This is a genomic window from Mesobacillus zeae, assembly GCF_003570705.1.
Taxonomy (GTDB): domain Bacteria; phylum Bacillota; class Bacilli; order Bacillales; family Cytobacillaceae; genus Mesobacillus_C; species Mesobacillus_C zeae.
This window is the reverse complement of sequence record NZ_QWVT01000009.1, coordinates 58,041-75,124: the sequence shown is the minus strand read 5'-3', so window position 1 is coordinate 75,124 and position 17,084 is coordinate 58,041. Positions and strand designations below refer to the sequence as shown.

Annotated in this window: 25 protein-coding genes and 2 pseudogenes; 12 read left to right on the top strand and 15 right to left on the bottom strand. The window is 37.5% G+C overall.

Going from position 1 to position 17,084, the window contains the following annotated elements; translation table 11 throughout:
• On the top strand, positions 1-220 hold a 220-nt coding region (locus D1970_RS05030), incomplete at its 5' end, for a DUF5050 domain-containing protein (protein ID WP_119111795.1).
• 467 nt (positions 221-687) lie between these two features.
• Here D1970_RS05030 and D1970_RS05025 read toward each other — a convergent pair.
• A complete protein-coding gene (locus D1970_RS05025) occupies positions 688-933 on the bottom strand; it encodes a DUF2164 domain-containing protein (protein ID WP_119111794.1) in 246 nt (81 codons plus the stop codon).
• A gap of 319 nt (positions 934-1,252) precedes the next feature.
• Here D1970_RS05025 and D1970_RS22780 point away from each other — a divergent pair.
• Positions 1,253-1,443: pseudogene (locus tag D1970_RS22780) on the top strand (CatA-like O-acetyltransferase); the annotation flags it as partial.
• 134 nt (positions 1,444-1,577) lie between these two features.
• Entirely contained in the window at positions 1,578-2,195 is a 618-nt protein-coding gene (locus D1970_RS05020) for an NUDIX hydrolase (RefSeq protein ID WP_119111793.1), read from the top strand.
• Between the two features lie 501 nt (positions 2,196-2,696).
• On the opposite strand, the gene D1970_RS05015 is transcribed toward D1970_RS05020, so the two are convergent.
• From D1970_RS05015 to D1970_RS05005, 4 genes and pseudogenes are all read right to left on the bottom strand, one after another.
• The gene (locus D1970_RS05015; protein ID WP_119111792.1) at positions 2,697-2,951 is read right to left on the bottom strand and encodes a zinc ribbon domain-containing protein; all 255 of its coding nucleotides are present in this window, start codon (positions 2,949-2,951) and stop codon (positions 2,697-2,699) included.
• Positions 2,952-2,976: 25 nt separating this feature from the next.
• The gene (locus D1970_RS05010; RefSeq protein WP_119111791.1) at positions 2,977-3,603 is read right to left on the bottom strand and encodes a hypothetical protein; all 627 of its coding nucleotides are present in this window, start codon (positions 3,601-3,603) and stop codon (positions 2,977-2,979) included.
• 200 nt (positions 3,604-3,803) lie between these two features.
• Positions 3,804-4,011: pseudogene (locus tag D1970_RS22775) on the bottom strand (transposase); the annotation flags it as partial.
• Between the two features lie 63 nt (positions 4,012-4,074).
• Positions 4,075-4,380 (bottom strand): monooxygenase, encoded by a 306-nt coding sequence (locus D1970_RS05005; RefSeq protein ID WP_119111790.1) that lies wholly within the window; start codon positions 4,378-4,380, stop codon positions 4,075-4,077.
• Between the two features lie 299 nt (positions 4,381-4,679).
• Here D1970_RS05005 and D1970_RS05000 point away from each other — a divergent pair, with 299 nt between their 5' ends.
• Both D1970_RS05000 and D1970_RS04995 read left to right on the top strand, forming a co-directional pair.
• On the top strand, positions 4,680-5,021 hold the full coding sequence (locus tag D1970_RS05000; protein ID WP_119111789.1) for a rhodanese-like domain-containing protein: 342 nt from the start codon (positions 4,680-4,682) through the stop codon (positions 5,019-5,021).
• A gap of 25 nt (positions 5,022-5,046) precedes the next feature.
• Positions 5,047-5,547: a YehS family protein gene (locus tag D1970_RS04995; RefSeq protein ID WP_119111788.1), complete on the top strand. Its 501-nt coding sequence runs from the start codon at positions 5,047-5,049 to the stop codon at positions 5,545-5,547.
• A gap of 398 nt (positions 5,548-5,945) precedes the next feature.
• Here D1970_RS04995 and D1970_RS04990 read toward each other — a convergent pair whose 3' ends face one another.
• Complete coding sequence (locus tag D1970_RS04990; protein WP_119111787.1) at positions 5,946-6,299, bottom strand: hypothetical protein; 354 nt, start codon at positions 6,297-6,299, stop codon at positions 5,946-5,948.
• A gap of 173 nt (positions 6,300-6,472) precedes the next feature.
• Here D1970_RS04990 and D1970_RS04985 point away from each other — a divergent pair, with 173 nt between their 5' ends.
• The 3 genes from D1970_RS04985 (at position 6,473) to D1970_RS04975 (ending at position 7,916) form a co-directional block, all read left to right on the top strand.
• Positions 6,473-6,796, top strand: coding sequence for a hypothetical protein (locus D1970_RS04985; protein WP_119111786.1), 324 nt, complete (start codon positions 6,473-6,475; stop codon positions 6,794-6,796).
• A gap of 99 nt (positions 6,797-6,895) precedes the next feature.
• Complete coding sequence (locus D1970_RS04980; RefSeq protein ID WP_119111785.1) at positions 6,896-7,207, top strand: hypothetical protein; 312 nt, start codon at positions 6,896-6,898, stop codon at positions 7,205-7,207.
• 157 nt (positions 7,208-7,364) lie between these two features.
• Entirely contained in the window at positions 7,365-7,916 is a 552-nt protein-coding gene (locus tag D1970_RS04975) for a GNAT family N-acetyltransferase (RefSeq protein WP_119111784.1), read from the top strand.
• A gap of 164 nt (positions 7,917-8,080) precedes the next feature.
• Here the strand turns inward: D1970_RS04975 and ucpA are convergent, their stop codons facing one another.
• Positions 8,081-8,872, bottom strand: coding sequence for an SDR family oxidoreductase UcpA (gene ucpA / locus D1970_RS04970; protein ID WP_119111783.1), 792 nt, complete (start codon positions 8,870-8,872; stop codon positions 8,081-8,083).
• Between the two features lie 270 nt (positions 8,873-9,142).
• Here ucpA and D1970_RS23345 point away from each other — a divergent pair, with 270 nt between their 5' ends.
• Positions 9,143-9,280, top strand: a complete 138-nt coding sequence (locus tag D1970_RS23345; protein WP_374978535.1) for a DUF2975 domain-containing protein — start codon at positions 9,143-9,145, stop codon at positions 9,278-9,280.
• Between the two features lie 76 nt (positions 9,281-9,356).
• Here the strand turns inward: D1970_RS23345 and D1970_RS04965 are convergent, their stop codons facing one another.
• The 4 genes from D1970_RS04965 to D1970_RS04950 all read right to left on the bottom strand — a co-directional run bounded on the left by D1970_RS04965 (position 9,357) and on the right by D1970_RS04950 (position 10,819).
• Positions 9,357-9,539 carry a hypothetical protein gene (locus D1970_RS04965; RefSeq protein WP_119111782.1) on the bottom strand — a complete coding sequence of 61 codons (183 nt, stop codon included), beginning with the start codon at positions 9,537-9,539 and terminating at the stop codon, positions 9,357-9,359.
• A 342-nt stretch (positions 9,540-9,881) separates the two neighbouring features.
• Entirely contained in the window at positions 9,882-10,094 is a 213-nt protein-coding gene (locus D1970_RS04960; protein ID WP_119111781.1) for a hypothetical protein, read from the bottom strand.
• Between the two features lie 82 nt (positions 10,095-10,176).
• Entirely contained in the window at positions 10,177-10,380 is a 204-nt protein-coding gene (locus D1970_RS04955; RefSeq protein ID WP_119111780.1) for a helix-turn-helix transcriptional regulator, read from the bottom strand.
• A gap of 13 nt (positions 10,381-10,393) precedes the next feature.
• Positions 10,394-10,819: a DUF2178 domain-containing protein gene (locus D1970_RS04950; RefSeq protein ID WP_259339554.1), complete on the bottom strand. Its 426-nt coding sequence runs from the start codon at positions 10,817-10,819 to the stop codon at positions 10,394-10,396.
• Positions 10,820-11,119: 300 nt separating this feature from the next.
• Between D1970_RS04950 and D1970_RS04945 the strand changes: the two genes are divergently transcribed.
• From D1970_RS04945 to D1970_RS04935, 3 genes are all read left to right on the top strand, one after another.
• Positions 11,120-11,653, top strand: coding sequence for an SRPBCC domain-containing protein (locus tag D1970_RS04945; RefSeq protein WP_119111778.1), 534 nt, complete (start codon positions 11,120-11,122; stop codon positions 11,651-11,653).
• Positions 11,654-11,713: 60 nt separating this feature from the next.
• On the top strand, positions 11,714-12,247 hold the full coding sequence (locus D1970_RS04940) for a GNAT family N-acetyltransferase (RefSeq protein ID WP_119111777.1): 534 nt from the start codon (positions 11,714-11,716) through the stop codon (positions 12,245-12,247).
• Positions 12,248-12,859: 612 nt separating this feature from the next.
• Positions 12,860-14,386, top strand: coding sequence for an alpha/beta hydrolase (locus D1970_RS04935; protein ID WP_119111803.1), 1,527 nt, complete (start codon positions 12,860-12,862; stop codon positions 14,384-14,386).
• Positions 14,387-14,462: 76 nt separating this feature from the next.
• Here the strand turns inward: D1970_RS04935 and rsiV are convergent, their stop codons facing one another.
• The 4 genes from rsiV to D1970_RS04915 all read right to left on the bottom strand — a co-directional run bounded on the left by rsiV (position 14,463) and on the right by D1970_RS04915 (position 17,032).
• Positions 14,463-15,350 carry an anti-sigma-V factor RsiV gene (gene rsiV, locus D1970_RS04930; protein WP_119111776.1) on the bottom strand — a complete coding sequence of 296 codons (888 nt, stop codon included), beginning with the start codon at positions 15,348-15,350 and terminating at the stop codon, positions 14,463-14,465.
• Positions 15,351-15,845, bottom strand: coding sequence for an RNA polymerase sigma factor SigV (sigV, locus tag D1970_RS04925; protein WP_119111802.1), 495 nt, complete (start codon positions 15,843-15,845; stop codon positions 15,351-15,353).
• Positions 15,846-16,085: 240 nt separating this feature from the next.
• Positions 16,086-16,367 (bottom strand): hypothetical protein, encoded by a 282-nt coding sequence (locus D1970_RS04920; RefSeq protein WP_119111775.1) that lies wholly within the window; start codon positions 16,365-16,367, stop codon positions 16,086-16,088.
• Positions 16,367-17,032, bottom strand: coding sequence for a hypothetical protein (locus tag D1970_RS04915; protein WP_119111774.1), 666 nt, complete (start codon positions 17,030-17,032; stop codon positions 16,367-16,369). The genes D1970_RS04920 and D1970_RS04915 overlap by 1 nt, the downstream gene beginning before the upstream one ends.
• Positions 17,033-17,084 lie beyond the last annotated feature (52 nt).

Sequence of the window (17,084 nt, the reverse complement as noted above, 5' to 3'; positions counted from 1 at the left end):
CATGAGTATAGAGGGAGTAGATGGTCAGTTTCTTTATTATCAAGAAGAATCTGGCTTATTCCGAATTGATAAGAATAATGGTCAAAAGAAAAGGCTGATAATTCCTTCTACAATAATCGTTGTAATAGAAGACGATTATATCTATTACATTAAAGATGATAAGCAGGGTTATTTATATAAAGCTACAAAAGATGGGCAAAATAAAATGATACTTCTTTAAAAAAATGTACACAACATAAATATACACGGGGACTGGATTTACTACCAGTTGAGCGATTATAGCACCATCTATCGTGTGAAAACCAACGGGACGGAGGATATGTTGTTTCAAAAGTAAATATGAATCACTCGGGATTCTGACCCTCGATATAAGTGTAATTTGATTCCTCCCATGACAGTGGTTGATTCAATTAAAAATGCTTCACACATAAAACATTCGGCATAGAGTTTAAAAATGTCGGAGGGAACCTTATACTTTTGACTCCTTTGGGTATATATGTTCACTTTATTAAGAGACATTTAGGAACTAACTAAATTTTGATTGTGGGTTTTACTACCGTAATGATCATTGAACTTAAACAATTAGTTCAATAGAAACACTGGAAAAATAATGGACAGTGAGACCAAAATGCGACATTAGAACAAAAGGAGAGTGAATAATGTACTTTTATTCACCCTCATAGACTATTAACGTTTGATTGGTCGTTCTAAGGATAAAATTTCATCCTCAATAGATGATACTTGCTGTTCAACGACTATCTTAGCATCTGTAATTGCTGCGTTATAAAAGTGGGGTGCAATGGACTCTTTAATAAAGTCCAATACCCTTTCCGCCGCAAACTCTGATAGTTCTTCATCTCGTTCGTTGGAAAAGAAATATTGGATATCATGAATCATTTTTTCTTGTTGGTCTTTAGATATTTTGATAAACAAAAGAATACACTCCTTCAGAATTTATAAGGTTAACTATAAGAAATATAGGGAATTAAAAAAAGACTATAATATTAAAAATATTTATGTACAAGAACTGATTTATGGTAATGGTAAATCCCAGTCCGACTAAAAATGTTAACAAAAAGACCCCAATGGAGTCTTTTCTTTTGCCTTTAATAACGGGCATCCAACAACCAAAACTCCGTGCCTTGAGCAAGAATATATTTATTTAACCACTCTTGAAATCCATAGCCAAACCTTTTGTTGCCATCGGCAAGGCATAAGTAATCTTCGTTCTTTTTAGTATTCCATGGGTTACCTAAATATAAATAATGATAAAGACTTTTTATTACCCATTATTACAGGGGGGGAATATTTAAATCAGAATGATAAAACGTGTTGCCTATTTCATTACAAATGCATCATGTTGTTTGAGATGGATATCACGCCGGTATATTTATGGAGGAGTTACAGCAATTAGCTAATAATTGTCATGATATGCTCCCTTAAAGCAAATGATTGGTTTATTAACTAAGGAGTTGTTTTGTTGTACTAACAAGACGGTTTAGTTTAACATGGGAAAGTTTAGTTTTTGATTATGGGGTTGTAAAATTAGGTATAAATGAATTGGTGGTGAAGATAGATTGGAACCTAAATGGCTAGAATGGGCGAAACAACTTCAATCCATTGCTCAGGTAGGATTAACTTATTCTAAAGATGTTTATGACTTAGAAAGATTTGAATTAATAAGAAATATAAGCGTTGAAATATTGTCACAGCAAACAAGTGTGGACACTAAAGTAATAAAAGAACTTTTTGCAAATGAAACTGGTTATGCAACGCCAAAAGTAGATATTAGGGCTGTTATATTTAGGGGTAATAAAATATTATTGGTGCGAGAAAACACTGATGGAAATTGGTCGTTACCTGGGGGGTGGGGTGATATTGGATTAACTCCAAGTGAAGTTGCGGTCAAGGAAGCAAAAGAAGAATCAGGGTTTGATGTTAAAGCAATAAAATTGATAGGTGTACTCGACAAGAAATGCCACCCTCATCCTCCTTCTCCATATCACGTTTATAAAATGTTTATCCAATGTGAAATCATTGGCGGTCAACCAAAAGAAGGCATTGAAACCAATGCAGTTGAGTTCTTTGCTGAAAATGAACTGCCATCATTATCTATCGCAAGAAATACAGAATCACAAATTCAATTAGCATTTAAACATTTACACAATCCACAAGAACCTGTCTATTTTGATTGAGTTCCAAGTTGAATGCCACTCCGTTGTTTAACAACGGGTGCAAGAGTTAAAAAATATATAAAAGAATGAATATCCAACTAACGCTACCACTATGGACACCTTTTAATTTCACAGTTTATATCAACTCTACAACTGTATTCTTATCGATTGATGAGGACGAAGTGATTACCATCGTTCAGCTAGAATTAAGTTAGTAGAAAAGCCATTATGATTGAATAGAAAGGGAGTAGCAATAAAGCTACTCCCAGGCTGTCGAGAAAGTCTCGACAGCTTTTTAAAATAAATACACTACAATATATTGTGGTTTAAGTCTTAGGTTAATGTCTATATATTGGTCCGAGAGACAATAAAACTTCCAGAACTCCCATTTTCAAAATCAGTAATAAAAAATAGGGGGTTACTCTACAATCCGAGAACTTCTATATAATTGGAAATTCTGTTTTTGCATTATTGGCGTCTTCAACGTACCTGTTAGCTGAAGACTTATATTAATTGCAATGTCTATTTCCACCTCTCCAATTTATGAAGGTTTTTTACAAACATTCCTGCCAAAAACTTCGGAAACCCCATTTCGATACATTTATCTTTTACAAATTGTTTCATTTCATTTACAGAAATGTCCTTTTGAATGAATTCTCCTTCCTGATAACAATGCTTACAATACATTAAACTTTTATCTAAATTCTTTTCCGTACCACGGTCTTCTATTTTCTTTAATGGCATGGCACAGCTTTGGCATTTTTTATATTCTTTCATACTATCACCTCATATTGAGCTTCAATTAAGCTTGTACTGTTTTATAAATTTTTTTGACTCTTTTCAGTTGAGGAACAGTTAGATATTTTTCTCTTTTCCGTAACACTTTCAAAAATTCCTCTTTATTTTCATTTGTTACTGCAAAAAGCGTGCTTTCAGAGTGCTGAGGAATTTCCTTTGGTCTACAATTCTCAAGGTGGTGGAGTAAGAATGGAAAAATCATATCATTGTTTTCCTTACTGACGGCTGCTAGCTTCGCAAGAGTTAGGACACCTTTATCAATGGTAATAACCGAACCTATTTTCATGGCACTTTTTAATGTATCAAGATGCTCCATAATGGTTTCTGATGCTGCCTCAGCAATCGTAGATAATGCCGTCATTCCGCCCCACACCAAACGGTTATTGCGGCTTTTTAGCAACTCTATAAAATTTAGTGCATACTTGCCTATGAGTTCTGGTTTAACTTGTCCAATTTCGTACGCTACCTTAATACAATCGTGTTGAATCTTTTTATCCTTGCAAGAGAGGTTTTCAATTATTTCTTCTATCGCTGCATGATTTTCTTCTTTAGCCAACTTATGTGCTAACTCAATATTCGGCTCTTCATCATTTCGACCTAACTGTGAAGCTAACAGGTTCACTACTGACATGATTATCCCTCATTTATCAAATTTAATACTTGTACATAAATCACATGTAATGTCTGTTGGTAACAACATAACAAATTCATTCACATTACTCTTGTATATACGCCTCAAGAATCCTGTCCGTTGTTGAATAAGAAACAATTTAAATCGTGAAACCTGTAACCTAAGGGTATCGTAAGTTTCCACATTTGGTATTAAATCCCCACATGGCGGGTTACCACTTTTTGTTTATTCTTAGATCTCGTACACTCTTTCAGGAGTGGGCATTCAGAACACCTCTTTTGGATCCGACTTATAATCACGATAACCTTCTTTTTTTGTAGTGCGATAAACTAATTCCTGGCCATTAGGGCAAAAATATACATCCTGTTCTTTATTGTACGTAAACTTCCATTTTGGAAAGAGCCCTTCTCCACAAACTGGGAGTAGCAATAAAGCTACTCCCTTTCTATTTGATTTTTACAGGTTTTTTATTTATTTTACTGGACCTTTATTAATTTCAGTAAGTTTAGAATTGGTGGCAAAGATCTTTGCGTTTACATCTGTTATCCCAAAGCCGGCTAATCTTTTAGAATGCATATCTATATATTTTTCAGCTGTTTCTTTTGTTTCGAAAAGATAAATTCCACCGGATTCATTTGTTTCGGGACTTTCCGTCCAGATTTTCCATATGAAGCCATCCTCTTCATTAATACTTTTCGCTAAATCAGAAAAAGCCTCTGCCATTTCATCTCCGAATGGTCCATTCATTTTGAAATCTACTTGTAATAAGTATGCCATTTTCATTCTCCCTTATTTATAGTAGTTTTAAAAAATTCATCACTTTTTATTTATTATAGTCTTTGAAAAAATTTTTTCATACTTTCTTCCCCAGCTTCTTTTTTGGGTGTTCGTAAACACTTATTCATTGGAGGATAAAGTATCTTGTCTTCAAAATGCAGGAAGGCTACTCCTTTGATATTTGATATAATAAACTGTAACTACATACAATAAGGGCATCGTCAAACAGTGGCAAAAATGGAGTTGAAGCAGCAATAATGCACTTGCGTTTTTAGGCTTTTTAACGGAGGGGAAGAACATTGACAGTAAAAAAGATATCGCCTGAGGGCTTATATGAGAAAATGAAGGGTCAGGAAAAAGTAGTGCTTTTAGATGTAAGAGCAGAGGAGAAATATAAAGCCTTTCATATAGAAGAGGCTGGTATGGAAAATATAAACATCAATAAATCAGACATTTTTACCCTGGCCGAGGATAAAGAAGCTTCAATTGAATCTTTGCCGAAAGACAAAGAAATAATCGTTACCTGTACAACAGGGAATTCTGCCACAAAGTGTGCAACGATTCTTTCTGAAAGGGAGTATGATGTTGTTGTTTTAGATGGTGGTATTACTGCGTGGAAGAAGTATTTAGAAACGAAATAGTTGTAATGCTATAGGAGGCTTATAGATGGAGAACAATGATATATTAATTAGGCTAAGATACGCCCAGGATATTAAAAATACAGATATGGTAGAGATATTTAAACTTGGCGGCGTTGAAGTAACAAAAGAAGAAGTGCTGAAGATGCTCAAAAAACCGAAAGACAGTTACGATCATGAGGCTGACGACGATGAGGATTATATAAACTGCAATAATGTTAAGTTAGAGTCCTTTTTAAATGGCTACATTATTTTTAAAAGAGGAAAACAAGATCCCAAGCCAGGACAGCCTGATAGTCCAGCCCGGTCAAAAGAAAGTATTAATAATATCCTTCTAAAGAAACTGAAAATAGCACTAGCCTTAACAAGTGAGGATATGCTTGATATATTCAACAAAGCAGGAATCACTGTAACTAAAGGAGAATTAAGTGCAATTTTAAGAAAAGAAGGACATAAGAATTATAAAGAGTGCGGTGATAAATACGCTAGAAACTTCTTAAAAGGATTGGCGATAAAATATAGGGGATAGGTGCTCATCAAAAAAGAGGGGGACATCTCCTGAGCTTCTTTTTGAACTTAACCGTGATGGTACCATCTGAGTGATAGAAAGAGTTAAAGAATGATTTTGGAAAAAAGAAAACGAAGGCTCTTCGCAGGCAGCTAACCCTCAGGGTAGTTGTCTTTTTTGTTTTCTCAAGCGGATTGGCGAGGTTGTAATGATGAGTTTCATAAATTTTATCCTGGGATTTTCTCTTTTCAAAGAAAACCCTGCCGTCTTCAATTTTGGCAGAGTATTTACGAATTGGTATTCATATTTTGCTAATTCTTTGTCCCGGCGCTAACAGCAGTTAAAATAAAAAAAGTAAGGTAGATAACCTTCAAAATAATTTTTTTACAGAAATTAGGCATATGTAATTAAACCATGAATCACTTTTTAAATCTTCCTGTTATTTTATAGACAATACATTGCGGAATGATGTTAAATAAAATAACAAAAACGAGTAGCTGATAATCCGAAAATGGCTTAAAATAGCCACCCCAACGTTCGTTTCCCGACATTTCACCAGTGAAATAAAATGAAATTATTCCAGATAGTATATTACCGATAAGGAGCGGAAATGAGTTGTTAAAGAACCTGCAGATGAAAGCAAGAACCGAAGTCGCTGTAATCATTAGTAAGTAGCCAAGCATTGAGTAATTAGCAAAGTCCTGGTACATTGAAAAATAAGCAAATGGAAAGCAATATAAACCGATTATCAAGATGTTGATCATTGTTTTCATAGGAATCCCTCCCTTTTAAGTGTAAATTTACACTTATAATATCAAATAACACCATAGAAAACAACTGCATATTTAGAGAATAGATTAAGAATAGGTTTGGGAAAAGAAGTGAAAATGCTATTGCTTTAGAGGGTAACATTTTCCTTACTTTTAGCAACTGAGGTGGTGTCGTCATGCATTGGGAGACTCTTCCTGGCTGGATATGGGCAATCTATTACACCTTTTTACTAATAACATTAGGTGCCTCGATATTTAGTGTTTTAAGAAAAAGAATGGTGCTTATGTCAGTTGTGGCCATCGTTATTTGTTTATCTGTCCCGGTCGTGGGATTCATAAACAGTATTGGCAGGGGGGAAGGAACGGATGAACTTGAATATTTGGTGAGCTGTTTACAAGAGGGTTCTGTTTGGGCTGTGTTTATTCTTTTGGGTATTTCTTTTTTATTCCTGTGGTGGTTTATTTTCTTTTCTAAAGTAAGGGATAGAGCAGCGGGATAGGGCAGTCCACTTGGATATATCTATTTTCTTTTCTATTTTTGAAAAAAAAGGTAGAATTTCCATAAACACTATTGCAGCAATTGCGAGAGGTGCATACGAATGAATGAAAGAGAATATTTCCATACAGTCAATTATACAGGGAATCATTTGCATGTTGATAACTGGAAGGATGAGTCGACACCCTTTATGGAAGGGATTGCTTGGGAAAGGCAGGATGGTTCCATGGACTTATTCTTTGAGGAATTTGATGCAGAGATTGAAATTCAAAAGCTGTTTCTTTATAAGGGCTATTACTATGAAAAAGTCAAAGGCGGATATATCGGCAGTGCGGGAACGAATCAGGAAGCATACGCCATGTTTCGCAAATGGATTGTCGAAGTATTACATCCTTATAGAAATGAAGATAAATAATTAATATGATCAACAAGTATTTCTATCTTAGGGCGTTACAGTTTTAACTGAAGAAACTATTGTTCAGGAAATTACTGATTACCCTGGAAAAACGTAATAAAAATAATCAACAGGACTGCAGACACAAGTATCTAGAATGAGAGGAGCTTCTCATACAATGATTCATGATTTGATAATAAGTGATCTTACCCGGACAGACATGAAATCAGCCTATCAGGTCTTTAAAACATCGATTCCCGATGCGTTTAAAAAAGATGAGATAGGATTTTTAAAAGAAGATATTCAAAGAGAAATCTTGCATAAAAAGAATTTGCTTAACGACTCACTGGACCTGCCTGATTCGGGTACCCATTTCTTAGTTGCAAAGCTGGGTGAGACGGTCGTAGGTACGATATCCTTTGGAGCATGTGGCGAAGAGACAAGGGATTGCACGGACAATCAACTCCAACATGTTGGTGAACTCGGCAGTTTATACATATTACCAGACCATCAAGGCCAAGGGATTGGATCAGCGCTGATCAATGCTATGGTCGAGCACCTTTATAAACAGGATATTGAACAATTTTGTTTGGACAGTGGCTATAAACTTGCTCAAAAAAGATGGCTAAGGAAATTCGGAGAACCATACAAAGTGGCAAAGGACTATTGGGGACCAGGTTCTGATCATTTAATCTGGCTATGTAATGTAAAGAATTTTATAAAAAAGTAATCCTCGCTTTATCAATCCATGACAGGGGTATTCCCCAAACGTGGAATAATCCCATTTTGAAGAGGCAAAACGAATGGAGAAAATAATGTAACCACTAAAATAATCAGCCCCTCTGTACACAAAGTACGAAGGGGCTGAGAACTATCGCATAAAATATGAGAGAATCATACACCAACGGATACAGTTTCAGGCAATGTGCTTCCTCCGTCAATGACAATTTGCGTCCCGGTGATGTAGCTTGATTCGTTGGAGGCAAGGAACGCCACCAGTTCGCCGACTTCCTCGATTTTGCCCAGCCTTCCGAGCGGAACCCCGCCCGCAATCCCATCGATGACGGACTGCGGGTTGTCAGGGCTGGATTCCTGAGCGATTTGCTCCGCCATCGGCGTATGTATATAGCCTGGCAGAACTGCATTTACGGTGATTGAATGCTGGGCCACTTCCCGGGCCAGTGATTTCGTAAAGCCTAGTACAGCAGCCTTTGTCGTTGCATAAGCCGTTTCTCCTTCGTCCGCTACCATCGTACCTGTAACGGAAGATAAATTGACGATTCGCCCTTGGGAACGTTGCACCATATGCGGAAGAGCCGCTTTCGTTACATTCCATGTGCCAACGATATTAATGTTAAATTGAAAATCCCGCACTGAATCTTCCATGTCTAAGAAGTTTGCTAATCTTACTACGCCTGCATTGTTCACGAGGGTATCAATCTGTCCATAGGTTTCAATAACTTCTTCAATTGCTGTTTTCACTTGAGCCATATTCGCAATGTCTGTCACAACCGCCATTGCTTCATGACCGTTTTGTTTCAATTCTTCAGCAGCTTCAAAAACCTTCTCCGAAATATCCAGCAATGCAAGCTTTGCTCCATGCTTGGCCAATACTTTAGCAATACCAAAGCCATTTCCCATCGCTGCACCAGTTACAACCGCAACCTTCCCTGTCATTTTACCCATTGATTTCACCCCTGTAGATTAATATATCTTAAGTTTAGCAAATCCTTCCTTTATCTCCATTGGATTTACAAATTATTTGTTAACTTTTAATGAAGTTTCCTTGTTAGGTACCTGACCTACAACACGAGGTAGTGAGAATCCCGATATATAAACCTATAGGATACAGATACTGATAAATAATGAGATGCTTTATGGAACAAAGGACAACAGTCTTATTGAAAGTATCTGCTTTACCATTGGCATTATAGTGATTAGCTGTGTATCTTCGCTTTGCCGTCACTGGCAGAATACACAGGTGAGAGGTATCCGGAGTTTGCTTATTTACAAAGTCCAGTTTTAATTGGTTTGTATTTTACGGTGATTCCCTTCATCTATGGTTTATTTGAAGCGATGAAGATTTTAGGTTAAATAGAACGCAATAACACTTTTTCAGATTTTGCTGTAACGTTATTAAGTCGAATAAAACAGTGCGCCATTACAATCATTATTTTATAAGCAAAGGAGTGCTACTGCTTGGATCATAAAGTGCCTTGATCCTTGCAATTATCGGGCTTGTAATACTATTTACATCGTTTGCTATTTTATTCTTTTCCGAATTCAACGTTAACGGAGAAGAAGCACAGAAGGCTTTAAGCTTGACATACAATACTACAATTTTTTCGAGCATGGTTGGACCTGCTAAAAAATTAAAACCATTTACGGTATCGGTAAAAAAATAGCAAAAATCAAAATATACTTATCCACAGCTTATCAACAGTGCGAATAAAGATTGTGCGAAAAAACATGGCTAAAATGTCCTCCAAGCCCAACATATCAACATTCGAAAAAAAGTCAGGCGAAAATGGTTTTTCCTTCAATAAGGAATGCTGTGCTGAGTGAGAAAAGAGGAAGGTATTTTAGAAAAACAGGAAGAGTTCAAAGATCCCTCCCTCCTTGCAATTAAACGTGAATGTGGAAAATAACAAAAAGGGCTGATGGGGTTCCATCAGCCCTTGCTTTAAACTACAAATTACTTAATGATAAAAGATACAATTCCTATAATGATACACAAGATTCCACTTAAAAATTGTCCGAGTCCTGAAGCCTGTCCTAATAAGAAGAAATTAAAAATGTTTCTTCTTTTTTGGGTTTTTCCTATAAAGGCCTCATCCGTTTTCATTCTATATACCCCCCAAAATACCAAGGCTACACCAAAAAGAATAAATAATAGTTTAAGAATCATTAGAGATTACCCCATTTTTATAAGTATTTTATTTATATAATATTGAATCCTTCTCAATAATTATATTTGTATATCATTGTGATCATCGATCTTCTTCTTCAAAGATAAAGACCTTTTCAATCGGCAAGTTAAAAACTAAAGATATTTTATATGCTAATAAAACAGATGGATTATATTTTTGTTTTTCCAAAGAGATGATTGTTCTTGAAGATACACATACTTTATCAGCTAGCTCCTGTTGTGTCATTCCAATATCCAAACGCAATTCTTTAATTCTGTTTTTCATAGAATACTCCTAATTAAAGAAAGTGATTATAATATTTTTTCGCTAACGGGTATGTAACCATACTCATTATAATAATGGAAAATAGAGCAGTATTTGTCTGGATGGAAATCCAATTTAAAAGAAACATGATAAGGAAGGTCACAATCATTAAGATACTCATGGTAAAGTGTGAAGCTTTTCCTTCTATTAGATCATCTCGTTCATCATATTCTTTTGAGAGCTCTCTTTCTAGCTGTTTTCGATTAGCATTAAATTTAATGTGGGAAGTGATAGCGAAAACTAAAAGCATTGCTCCAATGACTAACTTTAAAGTAGCAGAGTAGATTCCTTCTGTATTATTAGCTTTTATGTAATCGAAATTTATTTCAACCCCCCCCATTATTATCATGGCTAAGGAACATAGATAAAGCTGTAAAAATCTATTCTTCAAAAAAATCACTCCTGTCATACGGCATATGAAGTTTGTTTCACGTGAACTTAACTTCATATTACTCTCTCAAGAAGAGGATGTCCAGAATTAATTTCTTTTTTAACTGTGAAGGCTTTGTGTCAAATAACTTAATTTTTAAATAAATAAATGAAAGGACATGATCTGTCTGATCAAGTGTATGGAATGAAAAGTTAATCATTAGTCCATTTATTACTTAAATTAAAAAGGAAAAGATTGATATGCTGACGAAAAAGTATATTACGGAAAATTAATAACGAAATATTATGAATAATGGCGGAGGGAATTAAAATGTCCGAAAAACAAGCAGCAAACGGTATAACGGTGAACGTAGAAGGTCGGGTTCTTGTCATGGAGCGAATCTTTAACGCGCCCCGGAGTCTTGTATTTAAGGCATTTTCGGAGCCCGAACAATTGGCAGACTGGTGGGGACCAAAAGGGTGGCAAACAGAGAACCTCAAGTTTAAGTTTCAGCCAGAAGGTATATGGCATTATTGCATGCGTTGCACAGATGAAAACCAGGGAGAATTTTATGGCCAGGAATCCTGGGGTAAAGCTGTCTATCATGAGATCATTGTGCCCGAGAAGATTGTCTTTACCGATACGTTTGCAGACAAGGAAGGTAACGCTGTCGATGGAATGCCGGAGATACTGGTAACGATGAATTTCGCTGAACATGAAGGCAAGACGAATCTCATCACGCGCTCTCAATTTACGTCACCCGAAACTCTTCAGCAAGTGATGAACATGGGCGTTGTCCAGGGATTCGCCTCACAATTCGAGTGCCTTGACGACCTGCTGAAGAAGCTTCAGCAGATCAAATAATAAGGTCTTAAGCAAGAATGGGGTGGAAAGACTGGCTGTTAGTGTAGGGTGTAATAAAAAATGCAAGCAGCCAGCAAGCAGAGTTACAGTGCTTTTGGAAGGAAGATTTTTATGGACCTGATGCTAAAGACAAGAATGAGGGATCATGTTCAGCTCTTTTGGGAAAGGACTCAAGATGAAGAAATAAAAAGGTTATTTCCTTTTAGCATTGAGTCTATGGAACAAGCATTCATCTTATTTGAAGAATCCTTGAAGGAAGATGCCTCGAGTTACGGCAAAGTAATATATTTTGAAGGCAGATATGTTGGGGATATTTGGTGTTATGGGATAGACGAAAGTAATGAAAAAATGGCGATGCTAAGTGCTGTCATTTTTGAGAAAGCGCTGTGGGGTAAAGGGATAGCCACAGTAGCTGTAAAGGTTTTTCTCAAAGAAGTATTTAATAAGTATGATATAGAAAAAATTGGAGCGTTCACATACTCCAATAATCACGGATCGATAGGGCTTTTAGAGAAGACTGGATTTGAAAAAATTGAGACATTTGTTGAAGATGGAATAGAATCAATATATTTTGAAATACAAGATGCAGGATAGAAATAGGTACTACACAAAACGTATAGGTAGTTATTGGATATGAGTTTTCAATAACTGCCTTCTATCTAACAATGATCGCTTTTGTTCAATGACAATGGAACAAGTCCTGTCTGGCTTATTGTTTCGTCTTTAATTGGCAGGGTGGAATTTTCTTAGCCGTCTTGCGGACAGTACCGGAATCCACTGATTCCGAAGCGAATATTTACTATGTCAAAAACCCCTGTTCTTCGATAAACAGGGGTTTTTAAAAGACCAGGGGAAGTGTAAATTTTTTGCTGTTTTCAAAAAGACTAAACTAATGAAAAGCAGTAATACTGCCACAAAGAGTTCAATATGGTTTGTTTTTTGCAGTTGATTTTTTCCTCGGTGGTGTATGATTCGGATATTCTCTAGCCAACGAATAGACCAATGAACATTCCCCAAACGCCCAAACGCAGTATGAGGACGACGTAGTCGAAGACTGGTTAATAGATTGTAGTATAGGCGTATAGAAATGGCTATCTCCAGTATGAATCCGTAAAGAGCCGATTTCTGCATTGCTTTTTTCATATTAATTTTCGATCCTGCCTTAAATAAAATAAAGGGGATTGATGACGAAGGAGGGTGTTTGTTCTGAAATTGAAAATGCTGGCAATTGCTCTATCCTCTTCTGTGTTGTTCAGTTTTGCCCCATTTAGTGATTCGCATCAGGTCAGGGCAAGCGAGACTGAACAGTTGATACCTGGCGCTCATTCTATGAAGGTTACTTATTTTAACGGGGAGAATCAAAATTGGCTGACAACGAAAAATCCTGCGCAATTCTCCCAGGCGACGCTTTACGGTAATATCGGCCTGGTCCCTTATCAGTGGGGAAATGCAACGGAAGGGACGGGCTGGCACAGGATGTACAAGCCGGCACAGATAAAAGGGACGCAAGTGAACGGGGCTTTTGATGATGCCCAGTTTGTTATCCGTGTTCCGGACGATTGGAATGGGAAACTCGTTGTATCCGGTATTCCGGCGACAAGGAATGAAACGGCAACCGACCTTTTATTCAGCGACTTTGTGCTTGAAAAGGGGTATGCCTTTGCTGCAACCGATAAAGGGACACAAGGTGAAATCGTGCCCTCCGATCCGCTGGGAAAGGTGAAAAATGCGCTTGCGAGTAAAGACGACAGCGTCGCCGAATGGAATATGCGGTTCCGCCAAATTACGAAGGCTGCCCAGGCCTATTTGGTCCAACAGTTCGGGGACAAGCTGATCTATTCGGGAGATGCTTCCAATCCTGCAAGTGATCTGGTTAAAACAGACCATAGGGTACCTACATACGCAATGGGAATTTCCAACGGGGGATATGTAGTCCGCTTCGCACTGGAAAACGATGATCCAGAAAAAACGGGAGAGACTCGTTTGTTTGACGGCGGAGTAGATTGGGAGGGTGTTCTCTGGAATGAAAAAACGCCAAATATGATTAGTTCCCTGACCAAAGTTGTCAACCATGCGGAACCTGCGATTAATGGAACAGGGAAAGCCAAGGAAAAAGCGATAAAGGAAATGTATAAAGCAGGTTTGCCAAAAGGTTCAGAAAAGTTATGGTCCTATCACGACCAGGTGTATTGGTTTGTTACCCTTAATATTTACCGGGACCATTTTGACCCGGAGGCGCCGGGACGGATCGGGTGGCCTGATTACCTGAACTTTATCAACGGGACAAGAGACCGCTCCTATGACCATATATTCAAAAACTATAAGTATGCAACAAGGCCTAAAACCGTCAAAGACAAGATAAAAGCCATCTCGAATACTGGCGATATCGATGTGCCGCTGATCAGTATCACTGGTTCGCTTGACGCGCTTATATTCCCTGAAATCCATGCGGAAGGCTATCGGAAGCTTGTTCAAAAAGCGGGAAAACAGAAGCTTCACCGCCTTTACACGGTTGAAAAAGGGAATCATGTAGACAGTCTCGTCTGGAGCCCTTCAACAGACAGGGAAAAGGAGCTCCAGCCGTTGCTTCCTTATGCCCACCAAGCCTTTCAGTTATTGGTGGACTGGGTGGAAAATGAAAGTGCCCCGCCGAACAGCAAGACCGTCCGGACTCCTGATAACCCGGTAAAGGTCATTGATTTGAAAACAGGACAGGAAACTGATCCACGATAAAAAACAGCCTCTGTTGAGCAACTGTCAACAGAGGCTGTTCTCCTTTATACAGCTGCTTCAATCTGCAGCTGTATTATTATTTAATATACTCTTTGCTGACAAGGATGTCTGACATCACTTTGGTCGGGATCGTGAATTCAACGACTCCCATGAAACCAGGAGCGACTTCATACTTATCGAAAACAATGACTAATTTGTGGTTTTTATTAATATAGAAACTTTGTTCTGGCTTAATTTTTTCAAACGTATCCATTGGATCGTTTTCTGGATTATCGGGATTCTTCACCCAGTAATCCTTATCATCAGGATCTTTCTCCATTTGGGCGATCATTTGTTTTTTGATTTCTTCGCTGATCACATCGACATAGGCTTTGTTCTTAAACAAGCTTGGCAAAGTGATCAGTAGCTCCTTTTGTTTATCAATTGTATCAAACTGGAATGTGGTGGAAGACGAGCCGACTGTATTGACAACATAACGCCCGATGGATAGGATTTGTTCATTATCCGTTTTCACTTCATAGCCGCTGTCAACGCCCATATGACCGTCATTTCCGTCTTTTTTCAGCTCTTCCATATCCTTCGTGAAATCCTTATAGAGAGCCTTGCTTTCTTCAAGGTATTTAGTATTCAAGGTTGCCTGGAGCTCTTTATTATCCAGGTTATCAATAGCAGGCACTTTGATATCAGCCTGGTAGGTGTCTTCATCTACTTTATATTCTGTAAAGGTCAATACATTCACAATGTTCTCAAGGCCCGGAACTTCAGCTACAGACCGGGCGAACGCAGGGCTTACATTTAACCCTCCCACAAAGATAACGGCAGCTGCAGCCAATCCGGTAGTCAATTTCGCACGATTGCGCTTTCTGGGCTTTTGTTTTAAAGCCTTTCTTACGATATAGTCTAATTCTTTAGGTATGGGGATATTATTATAGTCTTTTTTTAATTCTTCGAGTCTATCATCCATTTATTTGACCTCCTCCTCAATAAAGTCATGACTCATTTGCACTTGCATCATTTTAAGACCTCTATATAAGCGTGATTTAATCGTGCTTTCGCTCTCCTGTAAGATCTCTGCTATTTCCCGAAGCTTCAAGTCTTCAAAAAATTTAAGAATGATGACAGTTCGGTACTTAAGCGGCAGCTCATTGAGCTGTTTTTTTAAATCAACATCTTCATACGTATCATTGCTATTGGGACTGACAAATTCTAAAGTATCATCGTCAACAATGACTTCCTTTTTCCGTTTGCGCAATAAATCGAGTGAAGTGTTCACAACGATCCGTAAGAACCAGCTTTTTAAGGCCTGGGGATTATCCAGGGTATGTACCTTTTTTAAAGCTTTGTAGATGGATTCCTGAATCACATCCAATGCGTCCTCTTCATTCCTGACATAGCTGAAAGCTAATCTATAAGATTTTTCTTTGTTCTCTAATATTAGATCTGTGAGCAATTTTTCCATGGAATTTTTCTTCACCGTTCTTCACCTCCTGGTCTCTATTCATAGACGTGAAACTATATCAAAAAAGTTCTATCATTAGAATTTATTTTTTTTGATGGCTTCTGTCAACCCCACCGTCGGACAGTATCAAGTATGGATATTAGGAAACGACTCTCTCGAAAAACTGCTTTAACCCTAAAAGGTACCCCATCCATCCAAGTGGGGTACCTTTTAGGGTTGAATTTTTTTGCTGATCGGTTTTTAAAACTTAGCTTTCTCGACGCAAAATTTAATTGAACGTTTCACGTATTTTGAACAGTAGAAGAGAAAGATTGAAAATAGGAGCGCTACTGGAATGCTTAAAACTACGGGGAGTTCAACACCATACCAAATATTCATTTTTATTTGCTCAAAACCGATGGTGCGCAATATGCCAGAGAGCAGTATTATTAACGAGCTCAAAACCAGACCTGCGTAAAGGACGGAAAAGACAAGGATGGTCAGTGAGTAAAAAAAGGCAGACAGTAGCTTTTTCACAGTCATTACTGTTCACTCCTTATGATTTGCTGGACTTTCGCATCCCGAGAAATGGTGTACTTTTCTTTGTAATAAAGTGTTTTTATATTGCAGTTCTTTCCGATTTCTACGATATTCCCTTCAACTGTTTCCGCATTTGTACATGAAAGGTGCAGGTTTCTTCCCAGGATATATTTACAGAGGAGCTTTTTCTTCCATAATGATAGAGTTTTCTTTTCCCGCTCAATAGTCGCTTCATCTGTAATCAGCCGTTCGATTCTGCTTTCACCTGATAATTGAAGCTGGAAGTGCCTGGCGTGGATTTCTGTCGCATGAATAATGCCTAGACAATCCAATTTTTCGGTGTGCAGCGATTGGTTTACCGTCAGCTTTCCTGAGCCGGTGATGGATGTTGCTTCACCGTTCTTCATTTTTAAATTACCTGAATTTACAATTTCTTTTGCGTTACAATTCTTTTTTATGACACAGGATCCTGCATTTTTTAAAACTTCTGCTGTGACGTTGGATTGGAAGGTGCTGTGGCCGTGGGAAGAGATTTTCTTTACGTGGATATCCTGATGTAAAATCACAGAGCCGCGAATGTTTATAATTTCATACTCCGCTGCCAGGTCTTTAATATTACCGTAGGTAAAAGTAATACTGTTTAGTTTCTGACTTTTTTTACTTGTCATTAATCACACCACCAACTTTAATTAATATATATTTTAATTATTAAACTATATA

Excerpts from the sequence above, each read along its gene's own strand:
- D1970_RS05015 (WP_119111792.1), bottom strand. The coding sequence starts at position 2,951 with ATGAAAGAATATAAAAAATGCCAAAGCTGTGCCATGCCATTAAAGAAA.
- D1970_RS05010 (WP_119111791.1), bottom strand. The coding sequence starts at position 3,603 with ATGTCAGTAGTGAACCTGTTAGCTTCACAGTTAGGTCGAAATGATGAA.
- D1970_RS05005 (WP_119111790.1), bottom strand. The coding sequence starts at position 4,380 with ATGGCATACTTATTACAAGTAGATTTCAAAATGAATGGACCATTCGGA.
- D1970_RS04995 (WP_119111788.1), top strand. The coding sequence starts at position 5,047 with ATGGAGAACAATGATATATTAATTAGGCTAAGATACGCCCAGGATATT.
- D1970_RS04990 (WP_119111787.1), bottom strand. The coding sequence starts at position 6,299 with ATGAAAACAATGATCAACATCTTGATAATCGGTTTATATTGCTTTCCA.
- D1970_RS04985 (WP_119111786.1), top strand. The coding sequence starts at position 6,473 with ATGCATTGGGAGACTCTTCCTGGCTGGATATGGGCAATCTATTACACC.
- D1970_RS04980 (WP_119111785.1), top strand. The coding sequence starts at position 6,896 with ATGAATGAAAGAGAATATTTCCATACAGTCAATTATACAGGGAATCAT.
- D1970_RS04975 (WP_119111784.1), top strand. The coding sequence starts at position 7,365 with ATGATTCATGATTTGATAATAAGTGATCTTACCCGGACAGACATGAAA.
- ucpA (WP_119111783.1), bottom strand. The coding sequence starts at position 8,872 with ATGGGTAAAATGACAGGGAAGGTTGCGGTTGTAACTGGTGCAGCGATG.
- D1970_RS04965 (WP_119111782.1), bottom strand. The coding sequence starts at position 9,539 with ATGCTCGAAAAAATTGTAGTATTGTATGTCAAGCTTAAAGCCTTCTGT.
- D1970_RS04960 (WP_119111781.1), bottom strand. The coding sequence starts at position 10,094 with ATGATTCTTAAACTATTATTTATTCTTTTTGGTGTAGCCTTGGTATTT.
- D1970_RS04955 (WP_119111780.1), bottom strand. The coding sequence starts at position 10,380 with ATGAAAAACAGAATTAAAGAATTGCGTTTGGATATTGGAATGACACAA.
- D1970_RS04945 (WP_119111778.1), top strand. The coding sequence starts at position 11,120 with ATGTCCGAAAAACAAGCAGCAAACGGTATAACGGTGAACGTAGAAGGT.
- D1970_RS04940 (WP_119111777.1), top strand. The coding sequence starts at position 11,714 with ATGCAAGCAGCCAGCAAGCAGAGTTACAGTGCTTTTGGAAGGAAGATT.
- rsiV (WP_119111776.1), bottom strand. The coding sequence starts at position 15,350 with ATGGATGATAGACTCGAAGAATTAAAAAAAGACTATAATAATATCCCC.
- sigV (WP_119111802.1), bottom strand. The coding sequence starts at position 15,845 with ATGGAAAAATTGCTCACAGATCTAATATTAGAGAACAAAGAAAAATCT.
- D1970_RS04920 (WP_119111775.1), bottom strand. The coding sequence starts at position 16,367 with ATGACTGTGAAAAAGCTACTGTCTGCCTTTTTTTACTCACTGACCATC.
- D1970_RS04915 (WP_119111774.1), bottom strand. The coding sequence starts at position 17,032 with ATGACAAGTAAAAAAAGTCAGAAACTAAACAGTATTACTTTTACCTAC.